The 19,306-nt window shown below is 68.9% G+C and carries 20 protein-coding genes; 9 read left to right on the plus strand and 11 right to left on the minus strand.

Going from position 1 to position 19,306, the window contains the following annotated elements:
• Nucleotides 1-73 precede the first annotated feature (73 nt).
• Complete coding sequence (locus tag C0481_RS04255; protein WP_293400987.1) at nt 74-2,296, minus strand: TonB-dependent receptor; 2,223 nt, start codon at nt 2,294-2,296, stop codon at nt 74-76.
• A gap of 198 nt (nt 2,297-2,494) precedes the next feature.
• Between C0481_RS04255 and C0481_RS04260 the strand changes: the two genes are divergently transcribed.
• Nucleotides 2,495-3,883, plus strand: coding sequence for an MFS transporter (locus tag C0481_RS04260; RefSeq protein ID WP_293400989.1), 1,389 nt, complete (start codon nt 2,495-2,497; stop codon nt 3,881-3,883).
• Nucleotides 3,884-3,986: 103 nt separating this feature from the next.
• Nucleotides 3,987-4,238, plus strand: coding sequence for a hypothetical protein (locus C0481_RS04265; protein WP_293400991.1), 252 nt, complete (start codon nt 3,987-3,989; stop codon nt 4,236-4,238).
• 90 nt (nt 4,239-4,328) lie between these two features.
• On the opposite strand, the gene C0481_RS04270 is transcribed toward C0481_RS04265, so the two are convergent.
• Nucleotides 4,329-5,801 (minus strand): carotenoid oxygenase family protein, encoded by a 1,473-nt coding sequence (locus C0481_RS04270; protein WP_293400993.1) that lies wholly within the window; start codon nt 5,799-5,801, stop codon nt 4,329-4,331.
• 227 nt (nt 5,802-6,028) lie between these two features.
• Between C0481_RS04270 and C0481_RS04275 the strand changes: the two genes are divergently transcribed.
• Nucleotides 6,029-7,654, plus strand: coding sequence for an AMP-binding protein (locus tag C0481_RS04275; protein WP_293400995.1), 1,626 nt, complete (start codon nt 6,029-6,031; stop codon nt 7,652-7,654).
• Nucleotides 7,655-7,786: 132 nt separating this feature from the next.
• Here the strand turns inward: C0481_RS04275 and C0481_RS04280 are convergent, their stop codons facing one another.
• Entirely contained in the window at nt 7,787-8,431 is a 645-nt protein-coding gene (locus C0481_RS04280) for a TetR/AcrR family transcriptional regulator (RefSeq protein ID WP_293400997.1), read from the minus strand.
• A gap of 97 nt (nt 8,432-8,528) precedes the next feature.
• On the opposite strand from C0481_RS04280, the gene C0481_RS04285 reads away from it, so the two are divergent.
• Nucleotides 8,529-9,761, plus strand: a complete 1,233-nt coding sequence (locus C0481_RS04285; protein ID WP_293400999.1) for an alpha/beta fold hydrolase — start codon at nt 8,529-8,531, stop codon at nt 9,759-9,761.
• A 4-nt stretch (nt 9,762-9,765) separates the two neighbouring features.
• Here the strand turns inward: C0481_RS04285 and C0481_RS04290 are convergent, their stop codons facing one another.
• Nucleotides 9,766-10,167 (minus strand): nuclear transport factor 2 family protein, encoded by a 402-nt coding sequence (locus tag C0481_RS04290; protein ID WP_293401001.1) that lies wholly within the window; start codon nt 10,165-10,167, stop codon nt 9,766-9,768.
• 76 nt (nt 10,168-10,243) lie between these two features.
• The gene (locus C0481_RS04295; RefSeq protein WP_293401003.1) at nt 10,244-10,828 is read right to left on the minus strand and encodes a TetR/AcrR family transcriptional regulator; all 585 of its coding nucleotides are present in this window, start codon (nt 10,826-10,828) and stop codon (nt 10,244-10,246) included.
• Nucleotides 10,829-10,975: 147 nt separating this feature from the next.
• Between C0481_RS04295 and C0481_RS04300 the strand changes: the two genes are divergently transcribed.
• Together C0481_RS04300 and C0481_RS04305 are read left to right on the plus strand one after the other, a co-directional pair.
• Nucleotides 10,976-11,671 (plus strand): alpha/beta hydrolase, encoded by a 696-nt coding sequence (locus C0481_RS04300; RefSeq protein WP_293401005.1) that lies wholly within the window; start codon nt 10,976-10,978, stop codon nt 11,669-11,671.
• 51 nt (nt 11,672-11,722) lie between these two features.
• A complete protein-coding gene (locus C0481_RS04305) occupies nt 11,723-12,298 on the plus strand; it encodes a TetR/AcrR family transcriptional regulator (RefSeq protein WP_293401007.1) in 576 nt (191 codons plus the stop codon).
• Here the strand turns inward: C0481_RS04305 and C0481_RS04310 are convergent.
• Complete coding sequence (locus C0481_RS04310; protein WP_293401009.1) at nt 12,295-13,212, minus strand: nitronate monooxygenase; 918 nt, start codon at nt 13,210-13,212, stop codon at nt 12,295-12,297. The genes C0481_RS04305 and C0481_RS04310 overlap by 4 nt on opposite strands.
• Nucleotides 13,213-13,391: 179 nt before the next feature.
• On the opposite strand from C0481_RS04310, the gene C0481_RS04315 reads away from it, so the two are divergent.
• Together C0481_RS04315 and C0481_RS04320 are read left to right on the plus strand one after the other, a co-directional pair.
• Complete coding sequence (locus tag C0481_RS04315; protein WP_293401010.1) at nt 13,392-13,784, plus strand: nuclear transport factor 2 family protein; 393 nt, start codon at nt 13,392-13,394, stop codon at nt 13,782-13,784.
• Nucleotides 13,781-14,158, plus strand: a complete 378-nt coding sequence (locus C0481_RS04320; protein ID WP_293401011.1) for a nuclear transport factor 2 family protein — start codon at nt 13,781-13,783, stop codon at nt 14,156-14,158. The genes C0481_RS04315 and C0481_RS04320 overlap by 4 nt, the downstream gene beginning before the upstream one ends.
• 36 nt (nt 14,159-14,194) lie before the next feature.
• On the opposite strand, the gene C0481_RS04325 is transcribed toward C0481_RS04320, so the two are convergent.
• On the minus strand, nt 14,195-14,725 hold the full coding sequence (locus C0481_RS04325; protein ID WP_293401013.1) for a DUF6886 family protein: 531 nt from the start codon (nt 14,723-14,725) through the stop codon (nt 14,195-14,197).
• Here C0481_RS04325 and C0481_RS04330 point away from each other — a divergent pair.
• Nucleotides 14,724-15,836 (plus strand): phosphotransferase, encoded by a 1,113-nt coding sequence (locus C0481_RS04330; RefSeq protein ID WP_293401015.1) that lies wholly within the window; start codon nt 14,724-14,726, stop codon nt 15,834-15,836. The genes C0481_RS04325 and C0481_RS04330 overlap by 2 nt on opposite strands.
• On the opposite strand, the gene C0481_RS04335 is transcribed toward C0481_RS04330, so the two are convergent.
• The 4 genes from C0481_RS04335 to C0481_RS04350 form a co-directional block, all read right to left on the minus strand.
• Complete coding sequence (locus tag C0481_RS04335; protein WP_293401017.1) at nt 15,833-16,405, minus strand: hypothetical protein; 573 nt, start codon at nt 16,403-16,405, stop codon at nt 15,833-15,835. The genes C0481_RS04330 and C0481_RS04335 overlap by 4 nt on opposite strands.
• 53 nt (nt 16,406-16,458) lie before the next feature.
• Nucleotides 16,459-16,899 (minus strand): hypothetical protein, encoded by a 441-nt coding sequence (locus C0481_RS04340; protein ID WP_293401019.1) that lies wholly within the window; start codon nt 16,897-16,899, stop codon nt 16,459-16,461.
• An 83-nt stretch (nt 16,900-16,982) separates the two neighbouring features.
• The gene (locus C0481_RS04345) at nt 16,983-18,479 is read right to left on the minus strand and encodes an AMP-binding protein (protein WP_293401021.1); all 1,497 of its coding nucleotides are present in this window, start codon (nt 18,477-18,479) and stop codon (nt 16,983-16,985) included.
• Nucleotides 18,476-19,303, minus strand: coding sequence for a DUF1295 domain-containing protein (locus tag C0481_RS04350; RefSeq protein ID WP_293401023.1), 828 nt, complete (start codon nt 19,301-19,303; stop codon nt 18,476-18,478). The genes C0481_RS04345 and C0481_RS04350 overlap by 4 nt, the downstream gene beginning before the upstream one ends.
• Nucleotides 19,304-19,306 lie beyond the last annotated feature (3 nt).

Raw genomic sequence — 19,306 nt, forward strand, 5'->3', positions numbered from 1 at the left:
CAGCCGCGGACACGAAAAAGCCGGCGCCAGGGGAACGGCGCCGGCTCAGTCGTCAGCCCCGGGAGGCGGGCTGCTAGAACTCGTACTTCAGGTCCACGCCGTAGGTCTTGGGCGGGGCGTAGTAGTTCATCAGATCGCCGAAGAAGGTCTGGGCCGCGACGGCGTAGAGTTCGTCAGTGAGGTTCTTGCCCCACACCGTGACCGACCAGGCCGCACCGGGCGGTTGGACGCGGAGCGAGGCGTCCCACAGGCCGAACGGCTCCTGGGCAAAGGTGTTGGCCGGCGTCCAGTAGCTCTTGCCCTGCTTGGTGTAGTTGGTCTGCAGGCTGAAGGCCTGGTCCCACTCGCCGATGCCGAACACGTAGTTGGCGCCGATGTCGAACTTGTACTCCGGCGAGCGCTGGATCTGGTTGCCCGAGAACACCACCCCGGCCCCGTCGACGAAGTTCTTGTACTTGGCGTCGAGCCACGAGCCCGAGGCGGTCAGGGTCAGGTCCTCGTTGACCGCCCAGGTGCCTTCGGCTTCCAGGCCCTTGATCTCGGCGGTGCCGGCGTTGCTGGTGATCAGGCAGAGGCATTCCAGGACCAGCTGCTGGGACTGCAGGTCCTTGTAGTCCATCTTGAAGGCGGCGAGGTTCAGCCGCACCCGGCGGTCGAACAGGTCCGACTTCACGCCGATCTCGTAGTTGGTGGCCTTTTCCGGGTCATAGCCGATGGCGGCGGCCGCGGCGGTCGACGGCAGGTGGTCCCAGCCGCCGCCCTTGAAGCCCTTGGCGACGCTGCCGTAGATCATGACGTTGTCGTTGGGGCGGTACTCGATGATCCCCTGCGGGGTCAGGGCGTTCCAGTCCTTGCCGTAGTTGACGGTGAAGGACTGGCCCTTGGCCAGCACCAGGGCCGCCACGCAGAGGCCGTCGCCGCCGTCCTCGAGACACTGGGCCAGGCGCGTGCCGCTCTTGTCGTCCATGGTGTAGCGCAGGCCGACCGTGGCCTTGAGCTGGTCGGTGAACTTGTAGCCGACCTGGCCGAAGACCGCGGACGTCTTGAGGTCGGCCTTGTTGGTGTAGAGGAAGGTGCCGCTGAGCGCCGGGATCGCCGTGTAGGTGGTGGCGACGTTGGAGTCGTAGCGCGTAACGTCGTCGCTCTGGTGGAACGCCCCGATGATCCAGTCGAAGCGGCTGTCAGGATTGTCCGACACCAGCCGCAGTTCCTGGCTGATCGTCTCAGGCTTCTCGGTGGTCGAATAGAAGGTGTCGGCCAGGCCGGGAGGCGAGCCGATGCCCAGCTGATTGAAGCCCATCACGCCCTTGGACGAGCGGTAGCCGGTGATCGAGGTCAGCTTGGCGCCCTCGAACACGCCCCAATCGACGCGCAGCATGGCCCCGCGGGTGATCCGGCGGCTGTACTCATGCTCTGGGCTGGTGCCGTCGCGCGGGCCGAGGCCCCGCGCCGCGCGCCAGGCCGCAACCACGCCGGTGCCGGCGGCGAACGGGTCGTCGGTCATCACCCGCGCCGTGCCGTCGGTCTCATCCCGGCCGTAGTCAAACGTCGCCAGCACCTGAAGGTCGGCGTCTGGCGCGCGATACAGCAGCTCGCCGCGCCCCTGATAGGACTTCAGGTTGTCCATGTCGCCGCCGAGGATGACGTTCTGGCTGTAGCCCGAGCGGTTGCGGACCTGGAAGGCGACACGGCCGGCCAGGTCGTCGGTCAGCGGCCCGGTCACGTAGCCGTTGGCCATCACCGAGTCGTAGTTGCCGAACGAGACGGTGGTCGCCCCGGACGGGTCGAACTTGGGCTTGGCGGTGATGACGCTGATCGCGCCGCCGACCACGTTCTTGCCCAGCAGCACGCCCTGCGGGCCGCGGATCACCTCGACCCGCTCCAGGTCGTAGAAGTCGGTGAAGGCCGAGCCCATCCGCGAGAGGTAGACTTCGTCGACGAACATCCCGACCGACGGCTCGGCGGTGGCGTCGAGGATCCGCACGCTGGTCACGCCGCGGATGCTGAGCTCCTTGCCCAGGGCCGAGCTCTCAGTCATCGAGAACGACGGCACCGTGGTCGACAGCGAGCTGAGATCGACGATGCGGCTGCGTTCCAGCGCCTGCTCGGTGATCGCGCTGATCGCCGAGGGGACGTCCTGCAGCTTCCGCTCGCGGCGGTCGGCGGTGACGATCACTTCCTCGACGGCGACGGGCCGGGCGCTGGCGGCCGGCGCGGTCTGGGCGACCGCCGTGGTCCCGGTCGAAAGCGCCCCGACGGCGCAGGTAGCCAACAGAATGAGCGCTTGCCTGGTCATTGAGTTTCCCCCGTACGTGCAGCGCCGCCGGCGCCGATCCACTGGGCTCTGCGGCCCGTGACGAGAGACTTGCATTACTGAACTGAACCGCACAAGTCCTTTTTTGAAAGTCTCATTAGATTGGCTTGCATTTTGATACCATCGAGGTGACGGTGCGGTCGACGCCGCGCAGACGGCGGTGCCATTGGGGGCCGGGTAATGCTTCAAAAGTCGATGTCGACCACAGCTCCGGCCCGAGATCCGGCAACGGATTCTTCCCTGCGTGCGACGCAGGTCACGGCCGTCGCCTGGCCCGCCCCTGCCCGCGCCTGGACGATGGTGCTGGTGCTCATGGCCGCCTATGCGGTGGGGTTCGTCGACCGCCAGATCCTGACTCTGCTGGTCGAGCCGCTGCGCCGCGACCTCGGCATCACCGACACCCAGTTCAGCCTGCTGAGCGGGCTGGCCTTCACGTTGTTCTACACCCTGATGGGCGTGCCGCTGGCCTGGCTGGCCGACCGCGGCTCGCGCCGTAACCTGATCATGGTCAGCATCGGGGTGTGGAGCGCGATGACCGCGGCCTGCGGCCTGGCCGGGTCGTTTGTGTCGCTGTTCGCCGCGCGCGTCGGCGTCGGCATCGGCGAGGCCGGGCTGTCGCCGGCCGCCTATTCGATGATCGCCGACTCCTTTCCCCCGGCCAAGCGGGCGCGGGCGATGGGGGTCTATGCGATCGGCTCGATCGCCGGGGTCGGCATGGCGCTGATCATCGGCGGCGCGGTGATCGAATGGGCGGCCACCGCCCCGCCGGTCAGCTTGCCGCTGGTCGGACTGCTGAAGGGCTGGCAGATCGCGTTCATGCTGGTCAGCCTGCCCGGGCCCGTGCTGATCGCCGCGATGCTGTTCCTGCGCGAACCGGCCCGCCAGGGCGCGGGCGCGGCGCCATCCGCTCCGCTCGGCCCCTACCTGCGCCGCCGCTGGCTGGTGTTCACCCTGCTGGCGGCCGGCTACTCGCTGGTCGGGGTGGTGATCGCCGCCTACCTGACCTGGGCGCCGGCCTTCCTGATGCGCGCGCACGGCTGGCCGGTCGGCAAGGTCGGCGCCGTCTACGGGACCATCCTGCTGGTCGGCAGCACGCTCGGCGTGCTGATCGGCGGCTGGTGGACCGACCGCTTCGCCGCCGCCGGCCGCAAGGACGCGGTGCTGCGCGTGGCGATCATCGGCGCGACCCTCGCCTTCCCGTTCGCCTTGGCGGCGCCGATGATGGCGACCGGCGAGCTGGCGGCGGCGATGCTGGCGCTGATGTGCCTGGGCTTTGGCCTGACCCAGGGCCTGCCGGCGGTCTCGTTCCAGGCGGTGACGCCCAACCGCGTGCGCGCCCGGGTGATCGCCCTCTACCTGCTGATCGGCAACATCGTCGCCTTCACGGTCGGGCCGACGGCGGTGGCGCTGATCAGCGACCACTGGCTGAAGGATCCCAAAAAGATCGGCGTCGCCGTGGCTGTGGTCACCGCCGTGGTGCTGCCACTTGGGGTCACAGCGCTGATCGCGGCGATCAAGCCCTATGTCCGCGCCGCGCAGGAAGAGGCCGCCGAAGCGTCCGATCACTGACGTTTGTAGATTGCGAGTTTGCACCGCCAGCGAAAGCGGTGCAGCCTGCTGAACGGACCCGCAAGAAGGTCCGTGACTAGACAAATACATGGGAGGAAGGCGCGTGAGATTCGTCGCCTTGATCGCCGCCCTCGGCCTGATAGCCGCCGGGACGGCGTCCGCGCAGAGCAGCGGACAGGTGCGCCACGACGTGAAGTCGAGCGGCCTGCTGATGGCCGCCACCTATAAGACCGCGCCAGCCAGGACCACGACCGACAACACCGTCAGGTTCACCGCCAAGCCGGCCAGCGCCGCCAAGCCGCAGCTCTACATCTACAAGGCCCCGATGGCCGTGAAGCCGCTGAAGACCTGGTAGGCGGACACAAGAAGTCCCGGCCTGCGCAGCACAGACCGGGACCCGACCAGTCGCCCGGAGCCGTCGAGCAGACCCCGGACTTGCTGATGCCTACTTCCCTTGCGCCGCGCGGATCGCCTGCCCCTGCCCCCAGGTCGCGTGGGTGCCGCTGGACATGCGCCCCGGCAGCACGATCCGGCAGACCGGACCCTCGGCCAGCTTCTTGGCGTCGTAGACCACGCATTCCGAGCGGTCGGCGATCATGTCGGTGACGAAGGTGACGAGATAGCCGTCGTCCTCGTCCACGGCGCCGACGCGGGGGGCGAAGCCCGGCTCGCTGCCGTAGCGCTCCTCGCCGAAGTCGATCGCCCAGCTCTCGCCGGACTTCAGGTCGTGCTTGACGAGGCCGGTGAACAGGAACCAGCCCGGCTTCGACACGGCGCTGTAGCCGTAGCGGTACGGCAGGCCGGCGTATTGGTTGTTGATGACCCCGAACTCGAGGATGCGGTCGTCGAGGCGCTGTTCCTGGGTCTCACCGGTCTTCATGTTGAAGCGCCAGCGGTGCAGCTTCGGCCGCAGCTCGTTCTGGTCGAGGAAGGCCATGATCCGCTCATAGCCGGCCGGGGCGCTGTTGGACGACTTCGGCTCCGGGTTCTCCTCGAAGTAGCCGTCGAGCACGACCTCGTCGCCGTCCTCGAAGGCGTTGAGGAAGTGCAGCACGTAGGTCGGATCGGCCTCGAACCACTTGATGTCTTCCGGCTTGCCGTAGCGCGGCAGGATGCCGAAGCGCGAGCGCATCTCGCGGTGGAACCGCACCACGTGCAGGTTCTTCTCCAGCAGTTCGGGCTCCCAGAACACCGGCAGGTCGTTGAGGATCGAGTAGTTGGTGGTGAAGGCCATGTCGTGCGGCAGGCGCGGGCCCGGCAGCGGCACGGGGATGTAGTGCTTGAGCTTGTTGTCCGCGCCGACCACGCCGTAGTGCATGTAGGGCGCGTGCTTGGAGTAGTTGAAGAACAGCAGCTCGCCGGTGTGCTCGTCGACCTTGGGGTGGGCGGAGATGCCGTCGATCGGCGTCCAGCTCTCGATGCCCTCCTGCTCCAGCGAATAGGGGTCGAGGCGGTAGCCTTCGCCGCACTGGTAGAAGGTCGAGAGGATCTTGCCGGCGTGAACGACGACGTCGGTCGAGGACGAGTCCTTCAGCCGCTCGTGCGCGCCCCAGCCCGGGCGGGTCGACTTGGCGGGGTTTTCGGCGAGGCCCGCCCACAGCGCGCGGCCAGCCTCCGCCTCGGCCTGGAAGCCCTTGGTGCGGACGAAGCGGTTGCGATAGGCCGCCTTGCCGTCCTTGAAGCTCATCACGTGCAGCATGCCGTCGCCGTCGAACGGGTGATAGCGGCCAAGCGGCTCGTGGACCGGGTTCTCGGTGTTGCGGACATAGACGCCGTCGATGTCGGCCGGGATCTGGCCGATCACTTCCAGCCCCTCGCCGTTGAACTCCTCGTGCTGCGGGGTCCAGGCGCCGTTCATATAGGGGTGGTCGTTCGGCTCGATGGTGCTGTGGACCCGGTTCACCAGTTCGACGGGCATGTCGCTCTCCCTTGCTGGACGGCTCGCGGCCATCCTCATTGGCGCATGATAGGCGCATTTAGTTTCAATTTGCCAGTTTGATTCCGACAAGCCGACATCTGAGCCGATCGCCGCACCGAATATCACTTTCATTTTGAAACTGATTTGATGTATCTCAAATCAAGCGCGAGGGCAGCGCCGCCGACCGAAGCGGCCGCCTGGCGCCAGAGTCTGGTTGGAGGAAACCCATGTCCCATCCCGTCTGGTTCGACCAGAAAGCCGCGCCGAGCGCCGCCGACTGCGTCGTCCCCCGACTGATCGACCGGCACGCGAAGGCGACGCCCGACAAGGTGTTCCTGCGGTTCGAGACCGGCGAGGAATGGACCTGGGCCCAGACCCGCGAAATCGCACTGGCCACGGCCGCAGCGCTGCAGGCGCGCGGCGTGAAGCCCGGCGACATCGTGGCGGCCTGGGCGCCCAACTCCGCCGCCCTCTGCCGGGCCTGGTTCGGGGCCAACTACGCCGGGGCGGCGCTGGCCCCGATCAACACCAGCTTCCGCGGCCGGCTGCTGGAGCACGCGGTCAACAAGACCGGGGCGAAGGTGGCGGTGATCCACCCTGACCTGGCCCCACGGCTGGCGGGCCTGAACCTGCCGGCGCTGGAGCGAGTGATCCTGACCGCGCCGGGCCCCAATGCGCTGGATCTGAGCCAGGCGATCGAGCCGCCGTCGGCGCTGAACGGAGACGCCCGCCAGGCGGCGCCAGCCGATCCGCAGCCCTGGGACACGCCGGTGATCATCTTCACGTCCGGCACCACCGGGCCCTCGAAGGCGGTGGTCACCTCCTACGTCCAGGAATGGACCACGGCCCGCGTCACCTACGGCTACATGCGCGCCGACGACCGGATGCTGGTCAACCTGCCGATGTTCCATGTCGGCGGGATCAGCGGGATCATGGCCGCGCTGGCCAGCGGCGGGTCGATCGCCCTGTTCGAGGCATTCGACACGCGCCGCTTCTGGGACCTGGTGCGCGAGACCGGATCGACCACCTGCAGCGGGTTCATCGGGGCGCTGACCAGCTTCCTGCACAAGGAGCCGCCGCGCGCCGACGACAAGGACAATCCGCTGCGGATCTGCACCCTGTCGCCAGTGTCCGAGGAGACGGTGGCCTTGGCCGAGCGGTTCGGCTTCGAATACGTCTCCGGCTTCAACATGACCGAGGTCTCCTCGCCGCTGATCAGCGAAGTCAACGAGAAGACCATGCGCAGCTGCGGGCGACCGCGGGCCGGCGTGCAGTGCCGGCTGGTCGACGCCTTCGACCAGGAAGTTCCGGTCGGCGAGGTCGGCGAGCTGACCATCCGCACCGACCGGCCTTGGGAGCTGTTCAAGGAGTATCTGGGCGATCCCGCCGCCACCGCCGAGGCCTGGCGCAACGGCTGGTTCCACACCGGCGACCTGTTGTGGCGCGACGCCGAGGGGCTGTTCTACTTCGTCGACCGCAAGAAGGACGCGATCCGCCGCCGCGGCGAGAACATGTCGTCGCTGGAGATCGAGATCGAGGTCAGCGCCTATGAGCACGTGCGCGAAGTGGCCGCCTATGGCGTCGACCTGCCGGGCGGCGAGCAAGAGGTGATGATCTGCGTGGCTCCGCGCGAAGGTTCAACAGTCGACCCCAAGGCGTTGATCGAGTTCCTGATTCCGCGCATGGCCCACTTCATGGTGCCGCGGTATGTGCGGGTCGAGGCAGAGCTGCCCAAGACCCCGACCAACAAGATCCAGAAGGTCGAGCTGCGCAAGGAAGGCGTCACCGCCCAGACCTGGGATCGCGAGGCCGCCGGCATCCGCGTCAAGCGCGAGAAGCTGTCGACGCACTAGGGGTTTGATCCCACCTCCGCTCACCCCGGCGAAGGCCGGGGCCCAAGCGGCCCCTTGGCCAAAGCTGGAGCGCCGCTGGCTTGTTTGCGATTCAGCTTGGGTCCCGGCCTTCGCCGGGATGAGCGGGGTTTGTTACTCCGCTAGCGCCGCTGCAACGCCCTGCAGGAAGGTCCGGACCTTCAGTTCGACCATCCCGTCCGCCGGCGGGACGCCGAGCCCGAAGACATGTTCGCGGATGCCGACGAAGAAGATCGCCGCATGCAGGCCCCAGACGGCTTCGACCTCGTTCTGTGAGGCCGGGCGCTCTGCGAGCGACGGGCGGCCGTAGTGTGCGCGCAGCTCGTCGATGACGACCGGATAGATCTCGGCCGCGATCCTGGCGAACAGGCGCTCGTGGTAGTTCACGCCGCCCAGCGCCGAGAACATCAGCAGACGCGTGTAGTCGTGGCCGAGGATCAGCCCGGCATAGTCGCGATAGAAGGCGATCAGCCGCGTCTCAAGCGGCTGTGACCGGTCGGCCACCAGGCTGAGATTCGGCCTCCACTCCTTGCTGAAGACCTCCTCGTAGACCCGCTCGATCAGGTCTTCCTTGGTCGGGAAGTAGCGGAAGATCAGCGCCTGGGAGACGCCCATCGCCCGGGCCAGTTCGCGCGTCTGCCCGCCAAAGCCGTTTTCCGCGAAGAAGCCGATGGCCGCGCGCACGATCTCGTGCTCGCGCGCCTCCGGCGACAGCCGCGTGCGTCGCCGTCCGGTTTCATCGCCCTGCGTTCCCGACATGCCCTGGCCCTACCACGCCCGCGCCGCAGCCTTGACACTCATTTCTTATTGATCAATTGATCAATAGTGAACTTCACACCAGCGGCGGATGATTGCGATGCTCGAACTCGTGCCCTTCTCGGCGGCGACCTATTGGCTGAACTACGCGGCCCACAACGCCTCGGCGGCGGGCGCGACCATGGGCGATCTGGAGCGCGCGATGCGGCCCTATCTGGCCCACGTGGAGGCCAATCGGGCGGTGTTCGAACGGGCCAAGGCCGTGGCGCCGCTGACCTTCGACGGCCGCGCGGCCGCGGTCCCGCCCGACGTGACGCCGGTGCTGCTGGAGGGCAATCCAATCTGGTGCGCCGGCTGGCTGGCCGAGGGCGAGCGGCTGGCCGCCATCGCTGACGGCTTCCGCGCCAAGGGCCAGAACCTGACGGCGGCGGACATCTACCGTCGAGCCTCAGCGCTGATCGCCTATGCCGAGTGGACGATGCTGCTGAGCCCCGAGAAGTACAAAGCCTTTGATCGCGGGCGCGAGCTCTGCCTGGCCGCCATCGAACTGTCGGGAGAACGCTTCGAGGCGGTGAAAATCCCCTATCAGGGCGTTGAACTGGAAGGCATGTTCTGGCCCGCGCCGGGCGGCGGCAGACGCCCGACGGCGGTCTGTTTCAATGGGCTGCACTCGTCGATGGAGTGGTTCTGGCAGGTTGGGCTGATCCGTGAACTGAACCGGCGCGGGGTGTCGGTGCTGGTGTTCGATTGCCCAGGCTCGGGAACCTCCCGCTTCCATCTGGACGTCCACATGGAGCCGGAGACCGAGCGCTACGCCAAGCCGGCGATGGACTATGTGCTGTCGCGCCACGACGTCGATCCGGACCGGGTGGCGGCGGTCGGCTGCAGCTTCGGCGGCTATCGGACCGTGCGGGCGGCGTCGACAGACCCTCGCTATCGCATGTGCCTGGCCTGGGGCGCGCTTTACGGCATCAAGCCGGCCCAGGACGGCGGCGAAGGTTCGGCCGGGATGAACGGCCTGGACGCCAGGACCATGGCCTGGTTCTTCGGCGCCAAGAGCCTCGAGGACATCGTCGCCAAGGTTCCGCGCTTCACGCTGACCCCGGTGATCGGCGAGCTGGCCTGCGACCTGGTGGTGTTCCACGGCGCGGCCGACATGCAGGTGCCGGTCGCCCAGGCCCGGCAGGTCGTCGCCGAGGCGATGAAGGCGCGCAGCACCGAACTGCATGTCTATACGGCGCAGGACGGTGGCGAGCAGCACTGCCACCTGGACAATGTCGGCACCGCGATGGGGCACATGACCGACCGCGTCGCGGCGCTGCTCGCGGCCTAGCGGCTCACGCCGCGGCGGCCTCCATCCGCGCATAGAACGCCGCCTGTTGGGCGCCGTTGATGTAGACGTCCTTGCGGGTCACCTCGCCGGCGTCATTGACGTCGACGACGTCCAGCAGGTCGACGCTGGCGGATCCGCCGCCCGGCAGCGGCATGGTCATCGCCCACTCGAACACCCAGTGGCGTTCGCCGAAGATCGTCCGGCGCATCTCGAAGCCGAAGCCGGGCAGCTTGCGGAACAGTTCGGCGAAGTCGGCTTCCAGCGCCGCGCGGCCATGCACGCGGGCCGAGCCGTCGTGCAGGATGAAGCCGGAATCCTCGGAATGCAGCGATGCGATGCGGGCCGGATCCTTGGCCTCCCACGCAGCGTGGTAGCGGGCGAACAGGGCCGCGGTGTCGATAGCCATGACGTCTCCTCCGTTAGGTTGCATACTTTCAGTCTGTTTTTGCAGACCGTCGGTATGCAAGTCAACGAAAGACCGTTCAGGCGGGTCGAAGCCCGCGCAGCAGACGGGTCAGCGAGACCCCGTAATCGACCGCCGAAGCCCCCTCGTCGGCGGCGTCGCCGAGCGCCAGCGCCGCCTCCATGACCGCGCCGAGCACGAGACGCGCGGCGGCGTCGACCTCGACGGCCGAGGCCTGCGGTCCCATCAGCCGCGCCGCCCCGGCGCGCACCATGCCGGCGAAGTGGGCGTCGTCGATCTGCCGCCAGCGCCGCCAGCCGAGCACCACCGGCCCGTCGATCAGCAGGATCCGTCGCACGTCCGGCCGGTTGGCCGCGGCGAGATAGGCGCCGATGGCGCCGGCCATGACGTCCTCGCCCTCGCCCGTCGCCGGCGGCCGGCTGGAGACTTCGGCGGCGATCTCGGCCTGAACGTCGTCGACCAACTGGTCGAAGATCGCCTGCTTGGTCGGAAAGTGGTGGTAGAAGGCGCCCTTGGTGCAACCGGCCGCCGCGGCGATGTCGTCGATGCTGACGGCCTCGTAGCCCTCGGCCCGGAAGAGGTCGCGCGCCGCCGCCAGGATCGCCGCGCTGGTCGCCGCCCGTCGTTCCGCCTGCCTCGCCATCGCTCGCCCCTTCGCCCGCGGCGCACGCCGCCGCCGGCCAGGGGAAACTAGCCGCGCCATGCCGGCGCCGTCGAGCCGGCTGGCCCAACACGCCGCCAGTGCTGGTCGAGGGCGACAGCTAAGGCCGGCCCGCGTTAGAACCGCGGCATGCTCCCCATCGTCTTCATCCCCGGCCTGCTCTGCGACGAGCGGCTGTGGCGCGACCAACGCGATTCCCTGTCGGATATGGCCCCGTCGAGCATCGCCGACGTGACGCTGGACGACAGCGTCGAGGCCATGGCCGGCCGGTTGCTGGCCGCCGCCCCGCCCCGCTTCACGTTGGTCGCCCTGTCGATGGGCGGCTACGTCGCCTTTGAAGTGCTGCGCCAGGCGCGCGATCGGGTCGCGGCGGCCGCGTTGCTCGACACCAGCGCCGCGCCCGACGCGCCGGGGCGCTCGGCCGAGCGCGAGGCGGCGCTGGCCTCGCTGTCGCGCGGCCGGTTCGCCGGCGTCACCGACCGGCTGCTGCCGCGGCTGGTCGACGAGCAGCACCTGGGCGGCCCGGTCGGCGAGGAGTTGAAGGCCATGGCCCAGCGGGTCGGCGGCGCGGCGTTCGTGCGGCAACAGACGGCGATCCTCAACCGGCCCGACAGCCGCCCGCTGCTGAGCTCGCTCGACATTCCGGTGCTGGTGGCCGTGGGCGACGGCGACGTGCTGACCCCGCCGGCCGAGTCGGTGGCGATGTTCCGAGCCCTGCCCCGCCCCTCGTTCCACCTGTTCCACCGATGCGGCCACCTGCCGGCGATCGAACAGCCGGACGAGACCAGCGCGGTCTTGCGCCAGTGGCTGACGACCACCACCTGACGTTACGGCAACGGTCGTTGCAAATTACCGTCCAGTTGGTATGTAACGGTCATGACCCAGCCCCGCCGACGCCAGCCTGAAGCCACCCGCGCCCAGATCATGGGGGCGGCGATGCAGACATTGCAGGAGAGCGGCGCGGCCGGCTTCACGCTCGACGCCGTGGTCGCCCGGCTGCCACTGAGCAAGGGCGCGCTGCTGCACCACTTCCCCAGCAAGGCCGAGCTGCTGAAGGCGCTGGTCGACGAGGCCGGCGAGAAGTTCGTCAACAATATCGAGGCGCTGGCCGCCAAGGACCCGCACCCGGTGGGCCGCTATTCCCGCGCCTACCTGGCCGCCACCGTGCAGCTGACCATGAGCGAGGACGAGGTGCGCACCAGCAAGGTGGTGCTGGTCGCCTGCTTGCTGGAGCCGAGCCTCGCCGACCGCTGGCAGTGGTGGACCGACCAGATCACCCGCGACGAGCCGAACGACGTGGTCGGGGCCGACGACGCCCTGCTGCAGCGGCTGGTCGCCGATGGCCTGTGGCTGTCGGACGTGTTTGGTAACAAGCCGGTGCCGATGGAGCAGCGGCGGGTCATCGGCGCGCTGATGGGCGCCTCGCCGCCGCCCCTGGAAGCGGACGCCTAGCGAGCCTTCGCGGCGGCGTATTCGTCGACCAGCTGATCGACGATGGCGCCGACCTGCTCGATGGCGCGGACCGCGCCGACGCCCTGCCCCGCCGACCAGACGTCCTTCCAGCGCTTGGCGTCGTTGTCTTCGGGACGTCCGAGATCGATATCGGCCTTGGCGCCCATGGCGGCCGGATCGAAGCCGGCGGCGACCAGGCTGCCCTTCAGCCAGTTGGCCGGCACGCCGGTCAGCGAGGCCGAGAGGATGATCTCGTCGGCGCTCGCCTCGACCAGCATGGTCTTGTAGTCGGGGTGCGCCATGCTCTCTTCCGAGGCGATCAGCCGGGTTCCGAGATAGGCGTAGTCGGCGCCGAGGATCTCGGCGGCGCGCACCGCCTCGCCCGAGCCGATGGCCCCGCCCAGCACGATGACCCCATCAAAGAACTCGCGCACCGCCGGCACGAAGGCGAAGGCCGAGAGCTGGCCGGTGTGGCCGCCGGCGCCGGCGGAGATCAGCACCAGGCCGTCGACGCCCGCCTCGGCCGCCTTCCTGGCGTAGGAGATCGAGTTGACGTCGGCCAGCACCTTGCCGCCGTAGGCCTGCACCTGCGCCACCAGTTCCTTAGGGCTGCCGAGCGCGGTGATCACGATCGGCGGCTTGTGCTTCATGACCAGCTCGAGCTCTTCGGCCATGCGCTCATAGGTCCGGTGGACCATGATGTTGATCGCCCACGGCGCGTCGCCGACGGCGGCCTTGATGTCGACCAGCCACTGGTCGAGCACCTCGATGGTGCGGGCGTTGTTGGCAGGGAACGAGCCGACGATCCCGGCCTTGCACGCCGCCAGCACCAGCTCCGGCCCCGAGACCAGGAACATCGGCGCGGCGATGGCCGGCAGCCGCAGCCGCCCCTTGAGCGAAACCAGATCCTGCATCGCGTATCCTTACATCCCCAGGCGCGAACCCCCCGCGCCTCCAAAAGCCGCAAGCCTTGACTTGCAAATAGCAACTTATTGGCCGCTCGCAGCGGCGTCAACCGCTCCAGCGTTGTTACTTGCATAATCGAACTTATGCCAATAGCCTGCGGCCAAAGAAACGCAGGAGGGACGCGGTCATGAGCGAAAACATGAAGACGCTGGAGGCGATGATCGCCGCCTCCAAAAGGAAGGATCACGACGCCTTCCTCGCCACGCTCGCCGACGACTTCGAGTATCACTGGCGCGTCGGGACCAAGCCGATCTCCGACAAGGCCACCATGCTCAAGTTCATCCGCAACTACGAGCAGGGCTTCGACCAGCGCGAATGGACCGTGCTGAACTGGGCCGAAAAGGGCGACACGCTGTTGGTCGAGGGGCTGGAGCAGCTCTACGACCGCGCCCGCAAGGTGCTGATCGACAACCCCTTCATGCAGGCCATCGAGTTCCGCGAGGGCAAGGTCCGCAAGCTGCGTGACTACTACGACTCGGCCCGTTTCCAGGCCGCCCCCAACCAGGAGAGCGCCGCGTGAGCGAAGCCAAGATCGACCTCATCCGCCGTCTGCAGCAGGCCATCGCCGCCAAGGACAAGGCCGGCTTCCTCGACTTCTTCGCCCCGGAGGTGGAGTACCACTATCACGTCGGCACCCGCCCGCTGATGGGCCGCGACTGGGTCGAAAAGTTCATCACCAAGTACTGGGCCGACAACTCGGGCTCGACCTGGGTGATCGAGCGCCATGCCGAGACCGACACCCATCTCTTCACCGAGGGCCGCGAGGAGTACGTCAACGCCAGCGGCCAGACCGTGACCCACCCCTATATGGGGATCATCGAGTTCAAGCCGGACGGCAAGATCATCGGCTGGCGCGACTACTTCCAGATGGCCGACCCGAACGCCACGCACTGACCAGCGGGCCTGTCTTCCGCCGCGCGGAAGACAGGCCTACCAGCCGGCGGCGTTGCGCAGCCGGATCCCGCTGGCGTGCAGCGTCGTGTCCCAGACCCCGCGCAGGGGCGTCAGGCTGTCGACGACCCGCAGCTCGGCGTCACAGGCGGCCAGCGCGGCCGGCAGGTCGGCGATCTCTTCGACGGAGAACGGCGTAACCGGCTCGCGCGACACCCACATGCCGGCGTCGTCCAGGCAGTCGAACGAGTCGGGCGGCAGTTCGTAGCGATAGAGGCGCGCGCTCGTCAGGACCTCCAGCCAGCGCTGCTCGACATGAGCCAACATGCGCGCCGCGCTCTCGCCCCACCAGGCGGCGCGATCCTGCGGCGTGGTGGCCGCGGTCGGCCAGAGCAGGATGCGCGGGCAGTCGCGCGGAAACAGGTACATCGCCTGATGTGGCTCATCGATCGCCCAGACCAGCGGGCCGTTCAGCCACTCTCGGCCCGGCGGCCGCGCCGACGGCGTGCGCACCGGCCGCGGTTCGAACCGCGCGATCCCCGGATCCTCGCTGAAATGAAAGAGGCGCATGGCCCGATTAGGCGGCGCCCGCGCCGACGCGTCCACGCCGATTGACCTGCGCGGCGAACACGTGCGCGATCGCCCGATCATGGCGGGCGATCCTTTGAACCTCATCGCGGACGCGCAGCGGGACGTGGCTGAGGCGACGCTGCGCGCAGCGATCGGCCAGGCCGCGGTGCTCGACGTAACGCCGATCAGCGGCGGCGCGTCGGGGGCGGCGCTCTATCGGATCGAGGCGGCCGGCCGCCGGCCGCTGCTGCTGCGGGTGGACGGGCCAGAGAGCCCGCTGCTGCGCCGTAATCCCCACCGCTACACCTGCCTGATCGCCGCCGCCGAGGCCGGGATCGCGCCGCCGGTGCACCATGTCGACGCGGCGGCCGGCGTCGCGGTCACCGACTTCATCGCCCAACAACCGCTGAGCGCTTTTCCGGGCGGCGGCGCGGCCCTTGCGCAGGCGCTCGGCGAGCTGGTCGGCCGATTGCAGGCGAGCACGACCTTTCCGCCGCTGATCGACTATCGCGACCTGCTCGAAGACATGCTGGGCAAGGTCCACGCCTCGCGCGCCTTCGCGGACGGCCTGCTCGATGATCACCTCGCCCAGCTCGCCGATCTTCGCGCCCGCTACAACTGGCGCGAGGATACGGCGCGGTCGAGCCACAACGACCCCAACCCCGGCAATGTCCTGTTCGACGGCCGCCGGCTGTGGCTGATCGACTGGGAGTCGGCCTATCGCAACGATCCGCTGATCGACCTCGCCATCCTGGCAGACGGCCTGGCGCCGACGCCCGAATTGACGGAGCGGCTGCTGGCCGGCTGGCTGGGCCGCCCGCCGGACCCCGCGCTGCGCGAGAAGCTCAACCTGACCCGGCGTATGACCCGGCTCTACTACGCCTGCTTCCTGATCAACGCCGCGGCGTCGGCCGGACACCCGCTGCTGGAGAGCGAGATCGACGCGCCGGACGCAGAGACCATCGAGCGCGACGTCGCCAGTGATGAGCTTGCACCCGGCGGCGCCAAGGCGATCCACCTGCTGGGCCGGATGTACCTGGAAGGCTTTCGCAGCGGTCGGCTCGATCCGCGCCAGCAGGCGGCCGCCGACGCGGTCACCGGCCGCCCCTAGAAGGCCCAGGCGCAGCCTATGCCGACGGCGGCGCCCTGCTTGCCGGCCGGATCGGCGTCGCCCCCTGCCCGCGCCTTGCAGCCGTTCTTCGGCCGGCGGGCCAGGTAGGGATCGGGGTCGCGGTCGAAGTCGCCGCGGACATCGAGGTCGAGCTTACGGCCGATCCGGTCCTCGACCGCGGCCAGGCGCTCGTCGCAGCGCTGGCGTTCCTCGTCGGTGAGGTCGGCGAGACGGCAAGCGATCAGACCGCGCAGCGCCCGCCGCAAGGCCGGCGGCGCAGGCGGCGCGGCCTCGCCCGAGCCGGCTGGCCGGGCGGCGACATCTTGGTCCTGGCGTTGCACGGGCGCGCGTTCAGGTGACCTGGCTGGGTGCGGCCGCGGCGGCGGCTCAGCGCGTCGCTGGGGCTCGTGTGGCAGACGACGGAAGATCGGCGGCGCGAGCAGCACTTCCATGGCGGGCGTTTCCCGGGGCGTCGGCACATGGCGCTGGACCATCAGCCAGCCCAGAACGACAGCATGCGCGCCGACCGACACGGCCAGCAGCAGAAGCCGTTGCTGCGCGCGCGCCATTTCCACCCTCTCGCGAACTTACGCCCGGATGCTCGCGACGGCTGAAGGTGGAATTATGGCAGAGCTTGAACGGCGCCCCGGTCCAGCGCCCCGCTCGCCGCCAACGGCGCGATCAGGCCGGCGATGAAGATCGTGTTGGGGATCAGGTTGAGGCCAAAGCCGGTGGCGAGCGACAGCGCGCTGTCGATGACGAACCAGACGAGACCGCTCGCCAGGATCATCCGCCAGACCGGCGCACCCAGGGGCCCCAGCCGCATCGCGGCGTCGATGGCGGCGAAGAGCGTCAGGCTCCAGCCGATGGTCACCGCGCCGAGCACGGCCAGGCCAAAGCGCATTGGGCCTTCGATCTGCAGGGGCTCAGGCCCATTGAGCAGGTCGAGCAAGGCACGAACCGGACCGCTGGTCGCCTCCGCTGCGCCGCCGGCCAGCACGACCCCGAACAGCGCCACCACCGCGCACCACCCGTTCAACCACTTCCGCCAGAACCCGTTCATCGCCTGCTCCGTTGAGTTTGGAGCAGGCTAGGCGCGGGCCCTCGCCGCGGCCATGACCTGCGAGGTCATGGCCGAACGCGCAATCAGGCCTCGGTCTTGGCGCGCTGGTCACGCAGGGCGCTGCGGCGGACCTTGCCGGCGTCGTCGCGCAGGCGCTCGTGGGTGACCTCCAGGCTGCGCGGGATCTTGTAGGGGGCGATGCGCTCGGCCAGGAACGCCTTGACCTGCGCCTCGTCCAGCGGCGGGCCGCCAGGCGCCATCTCGAGGATCGCGTGGACAGCCTGGCCCAGGTCGTCATGCGGCAGGCCGACGACGACGCTGGAGAGCACGCCCGGATAGGCGTCGACAGCGGCCTCGACCTCAGCCGGGTAGATGTTCGCCCCGCCGGAGATGATCAGGTCAGTGCGCCGGTCGGCGAGGTAGAGGTAGCCCTCCTCGTCGATGTGGCCCATGTCGCCGAAGGTCTCCCACTCGCCCTTCGCCCGCGGTTCGGCGCCGATGTAGTGGTAGGTCGCGCCGCGGCCGCCGGCCGGTAGGAAGAACACCTCACCGACTTCGCCCGCTGGAGCCTGGGTCCCGTCCTCGCGCAGGATGCGGATCTCGCTGCCGGGCATCAGTCGGCCGACCGAGCCCTTATGGGTCAGCCATTCACGGCCGCCGATCGAGGTGCCGCCCATGGCCTCGGTGCCGGAATAGACCTCCCAGACCGCGTCGGGGCCCAGCCACTCGATCCACTTCTCCTTGAGCCAGACCGGACAGGCCGAGGCGATGTGGACGATCATCTCCAGGCTGGAGACGTCGGCGGCGGCGCGCTCGGCGTCCGGCAGCCGCCAGATGCGGTGCATCATGGTCGGGACCAGATAGGCCCACTGGACCTTGTGCTCGCCAATCAGGCGCAGGGTCTCGGAGGGCTCAAAGCGCTTGGTGACCACCAGATGGCAGCCCCAACACAGCGCCATGTAGGCCAGGCCGAACGGGGCGGCGTGATAGAGCGGCCCGGGGATGATCACCGTGTCGCCGAGCTGCATGCCGAGCGAGGCGGCGTCCGGGTCGATGATCGAGGGGGCGTGGTCGACGATGACCTTGGGGCGGCCGGTGCTGCCGCCGCTGGCGATCGCTTTGACGTGCTTGGCGGTCAGCTCGGGCAGCGGATCGGCGGAGGTCGCCTCGTCGTGGGTCGTCGCCTCGTCCAGGAAGTCGACGCCCGCGGCGCGGGTGGCCTCACCGCCGATGACGACGCGCGGCTGCATCAGCTCGATGATCGCCTTCAGCTCGGGCGCCGGCAGGCGGTAGGAGACCGGCGCCGGCGTCGCGCCCAGGGTCCAGGCCGCGAAGGCCAGTTCCAGGAAGGCCGGGCCGTTGGGCAGGGCGATGGCGACAAAGTCCCCTTCCCGCACGCCGTGAGCGGCCAGCCCGCGGGCGCGGCGGTTCACCCGTGCGGCGAACTGCGCGCGGGTCAGGGTCTTGCCCTCGCAGGTGATAGCCGGGGCGTCCGGGTCGCGGGCCGCATGCAGGCCCGGCAGGGTCCCGATCGGACGTGGGGCCGGCGGGGCGATGGTGGGCGACAGCAGAGTCCTCACGAGGCGCTCCCGTCGAGGCGCTTCGGCGGCCAGGGGATCAGGGAGCTGGTGCGGCGGATGTAGTCGTCATAGCCCGGCCGCTGGTGGGTCAGGCGCTTCTCGTACGACGGGCCCCCGCTCCAGCGGGTCAGCAGGAAGATCAGCAGCAGCGGACCGGGCAGCGCCCACAGGCCGAGCTGCGTCTCCGCGGCGATCAGGTAGAAGCCCACCCAGGTGCAGATGTCGCCGAAGTAGTTGGGGTGACGGGTGTAGCGCCAGAGGCCGGAGGCGAGCACCTGGCCCTTGTTGGCCGGGTTCGCCTTGAAGCGCTTGAGCTGGGAGTCGGCGGTGGTTTCGAAGGCGATGCCGAACAGCGACAGCCCCGCGCCGATCCAGCCGAGGGCGCCAATGGCGGCCGGCTGGGCCGAGATCTGGCCGAGCTGGACCGGCAGGCTGACCACCCAGAGCAGCGGCGCCTGGAAGGCGAAGACCATGCGCAGCGAGGCGTGGGCGTAGCTCCAGCCTTTGTCGGCCTTGGCCCGGTCCATCATCTTCACATAGCGGCGGTCCGGCCCCTCGTGGCGCCAGCGGCCGAGGATGTGCAGGCCCAGCCGCAGGCCCCAGAGCAGCGCCAGGCCAGTCAGCAGATAGCGGCGCGTCTGCGCACCGTCCGGCGTCTGGAAGAAGCTCGCCACCGCCATGCTGGCCAGACCCAGGCCCCAGCAGGCGTCGACGAAGGTGACATCCTTGATCGCCGTCCCGATCATCCAGAGGATCAGGAAGCCGGCGACCAGAAGGCCGAAGTTGACCGCGAGCAAGGTCGCGATCTGAGTGAGTTCAGGCATCGG

This window comes from Phenylobacterium sp. (assembly GCF_013822795.1).
GTDB lineage: Bacteria > Pseudomonadota > Alphaproteobacteria > Caulobacterales > Caulobacteraceae > Phenylobacterium.

Bases quoted from the DNA above. Each gene is read 5' to 3' on its own strand.
- C0481_RS04275 (WP_293400995.1), top strand. From the start codon at position 6,029: ATGTCCCATCCCGTCTGGTTCGACCAGAAAGCCGCGCCGAGCGCCGCC.
- C0481_RS04300 (WP_293401005.1), top strand. From the start codon at position 10,976: ATGCTCCCCATCGTCTTCATCCCCGGCCTGCTCTGCGACGAGCGGCTG.
- C0481_RS04260 (WP_293400989.1), top strand. From the start codon at position 2,495: ATGCTTCAAAAGTCGATGTCGACCACAGCTCCGGCCCGAGATCCGGCA.
- C0481_RS04325 (WP_293401013.1), bottom strand. From the start codon at position 14,725: ATGCGCCTCTTTCATTTCAGCGAGGATCCGGGGATCGCGCGGTTCGAA.
- C0481_RS04310 (WP_293401009.1), bottom strand. From the start codon at position 13,212: ATGCAGGATCTGGTTTCGCTCAAGGGGCGGCTGCGGCTGCCGGCCATC.
- C0481_RS04340 (WP_293401019.1), bottom strand. From the start codon at position 16,899: ATGAACGGGTTCTGGCGGAAGTGGTTGAACGGGTGGTGCGCGGTGGTG.
- C0481_RS04305 (WP_293401007.1), top strand. From the start codon at position 11,723: ATGACCCAGCCCCGCCGACGCCAGCCTGAAGCCACCCGCGCCCAGATC.
- C0481_RS04295 (WP_293401003.1), bottom strand. From the start codon at position 10,828: ATGGCGAGGCAGGCGGAACGACGGGCGGCGACCAGCGCGGCGATCCTG.
- C0481_RS04255 (WP_293400987.1), bottom strand. From the start codon at position 2,296: ATGACCAGGCAAGCGCTCATTCTGTTGGCTACCTGCGCCGTCGGGGCG.
- C0481_RS04335 (WP_293401017.1), bottom strand. From the start codon at position 16,405: ATGGCGCGCGCGCAGCAACGGCTTCTGCTGCTGGCCGTGTCGGTCGGC.
- C0481_RS04280 (WP_293400997.1), bottom strand. From the start codon at position 8,431: ATGTCGGGAACGCAGGGCGATGAAACCGGACGGCGACGCACGCGGCTG.
- C0481_RS04270 (WP_293400993.1), bottom strand. From the start codon at position 5,801: ATGCCCGTCGAACTGGTGAACCGGGTCCACAGCACCATCGAGCCGAAC.
- C0481_RS04330 (WP_293401015.1), top strand. From the start codon at position 14,724: ATGGCCCGATTAGGCGGCGCCCGCGCCGACGCGTCCACGCCGATTGAC.
- C0481_RS04350 (WP_293401023.1), bottom strand. From the start codon at position 19,303: ATGCCTGAACTCACTCAGATCGCGACCTTGCTCGCGGTCAACTTCGGC.
- C0481_RS04285 (WP_293400999.1), top strand. From the start codon at position 8,529: ATGCTCGAACTCGTGCCCTTCTCGGCGGCGACCTATTGGCTGAACTAC.
- C0481_RS04290 (WP_293401001.1), bottom strand. From the start codon at position 10,167: ATGGCTATCGACACCGCGGCCCTGTTCGCCCGCTACCACGCTGCGTGG.
- C0481_RS04315 (WP_293401010.1), top strand. From the start codon at position 13,392: ATGAGCGAAAACATGAAGACGCTGGAGGCGATGATCGCCGCCTCCAAA.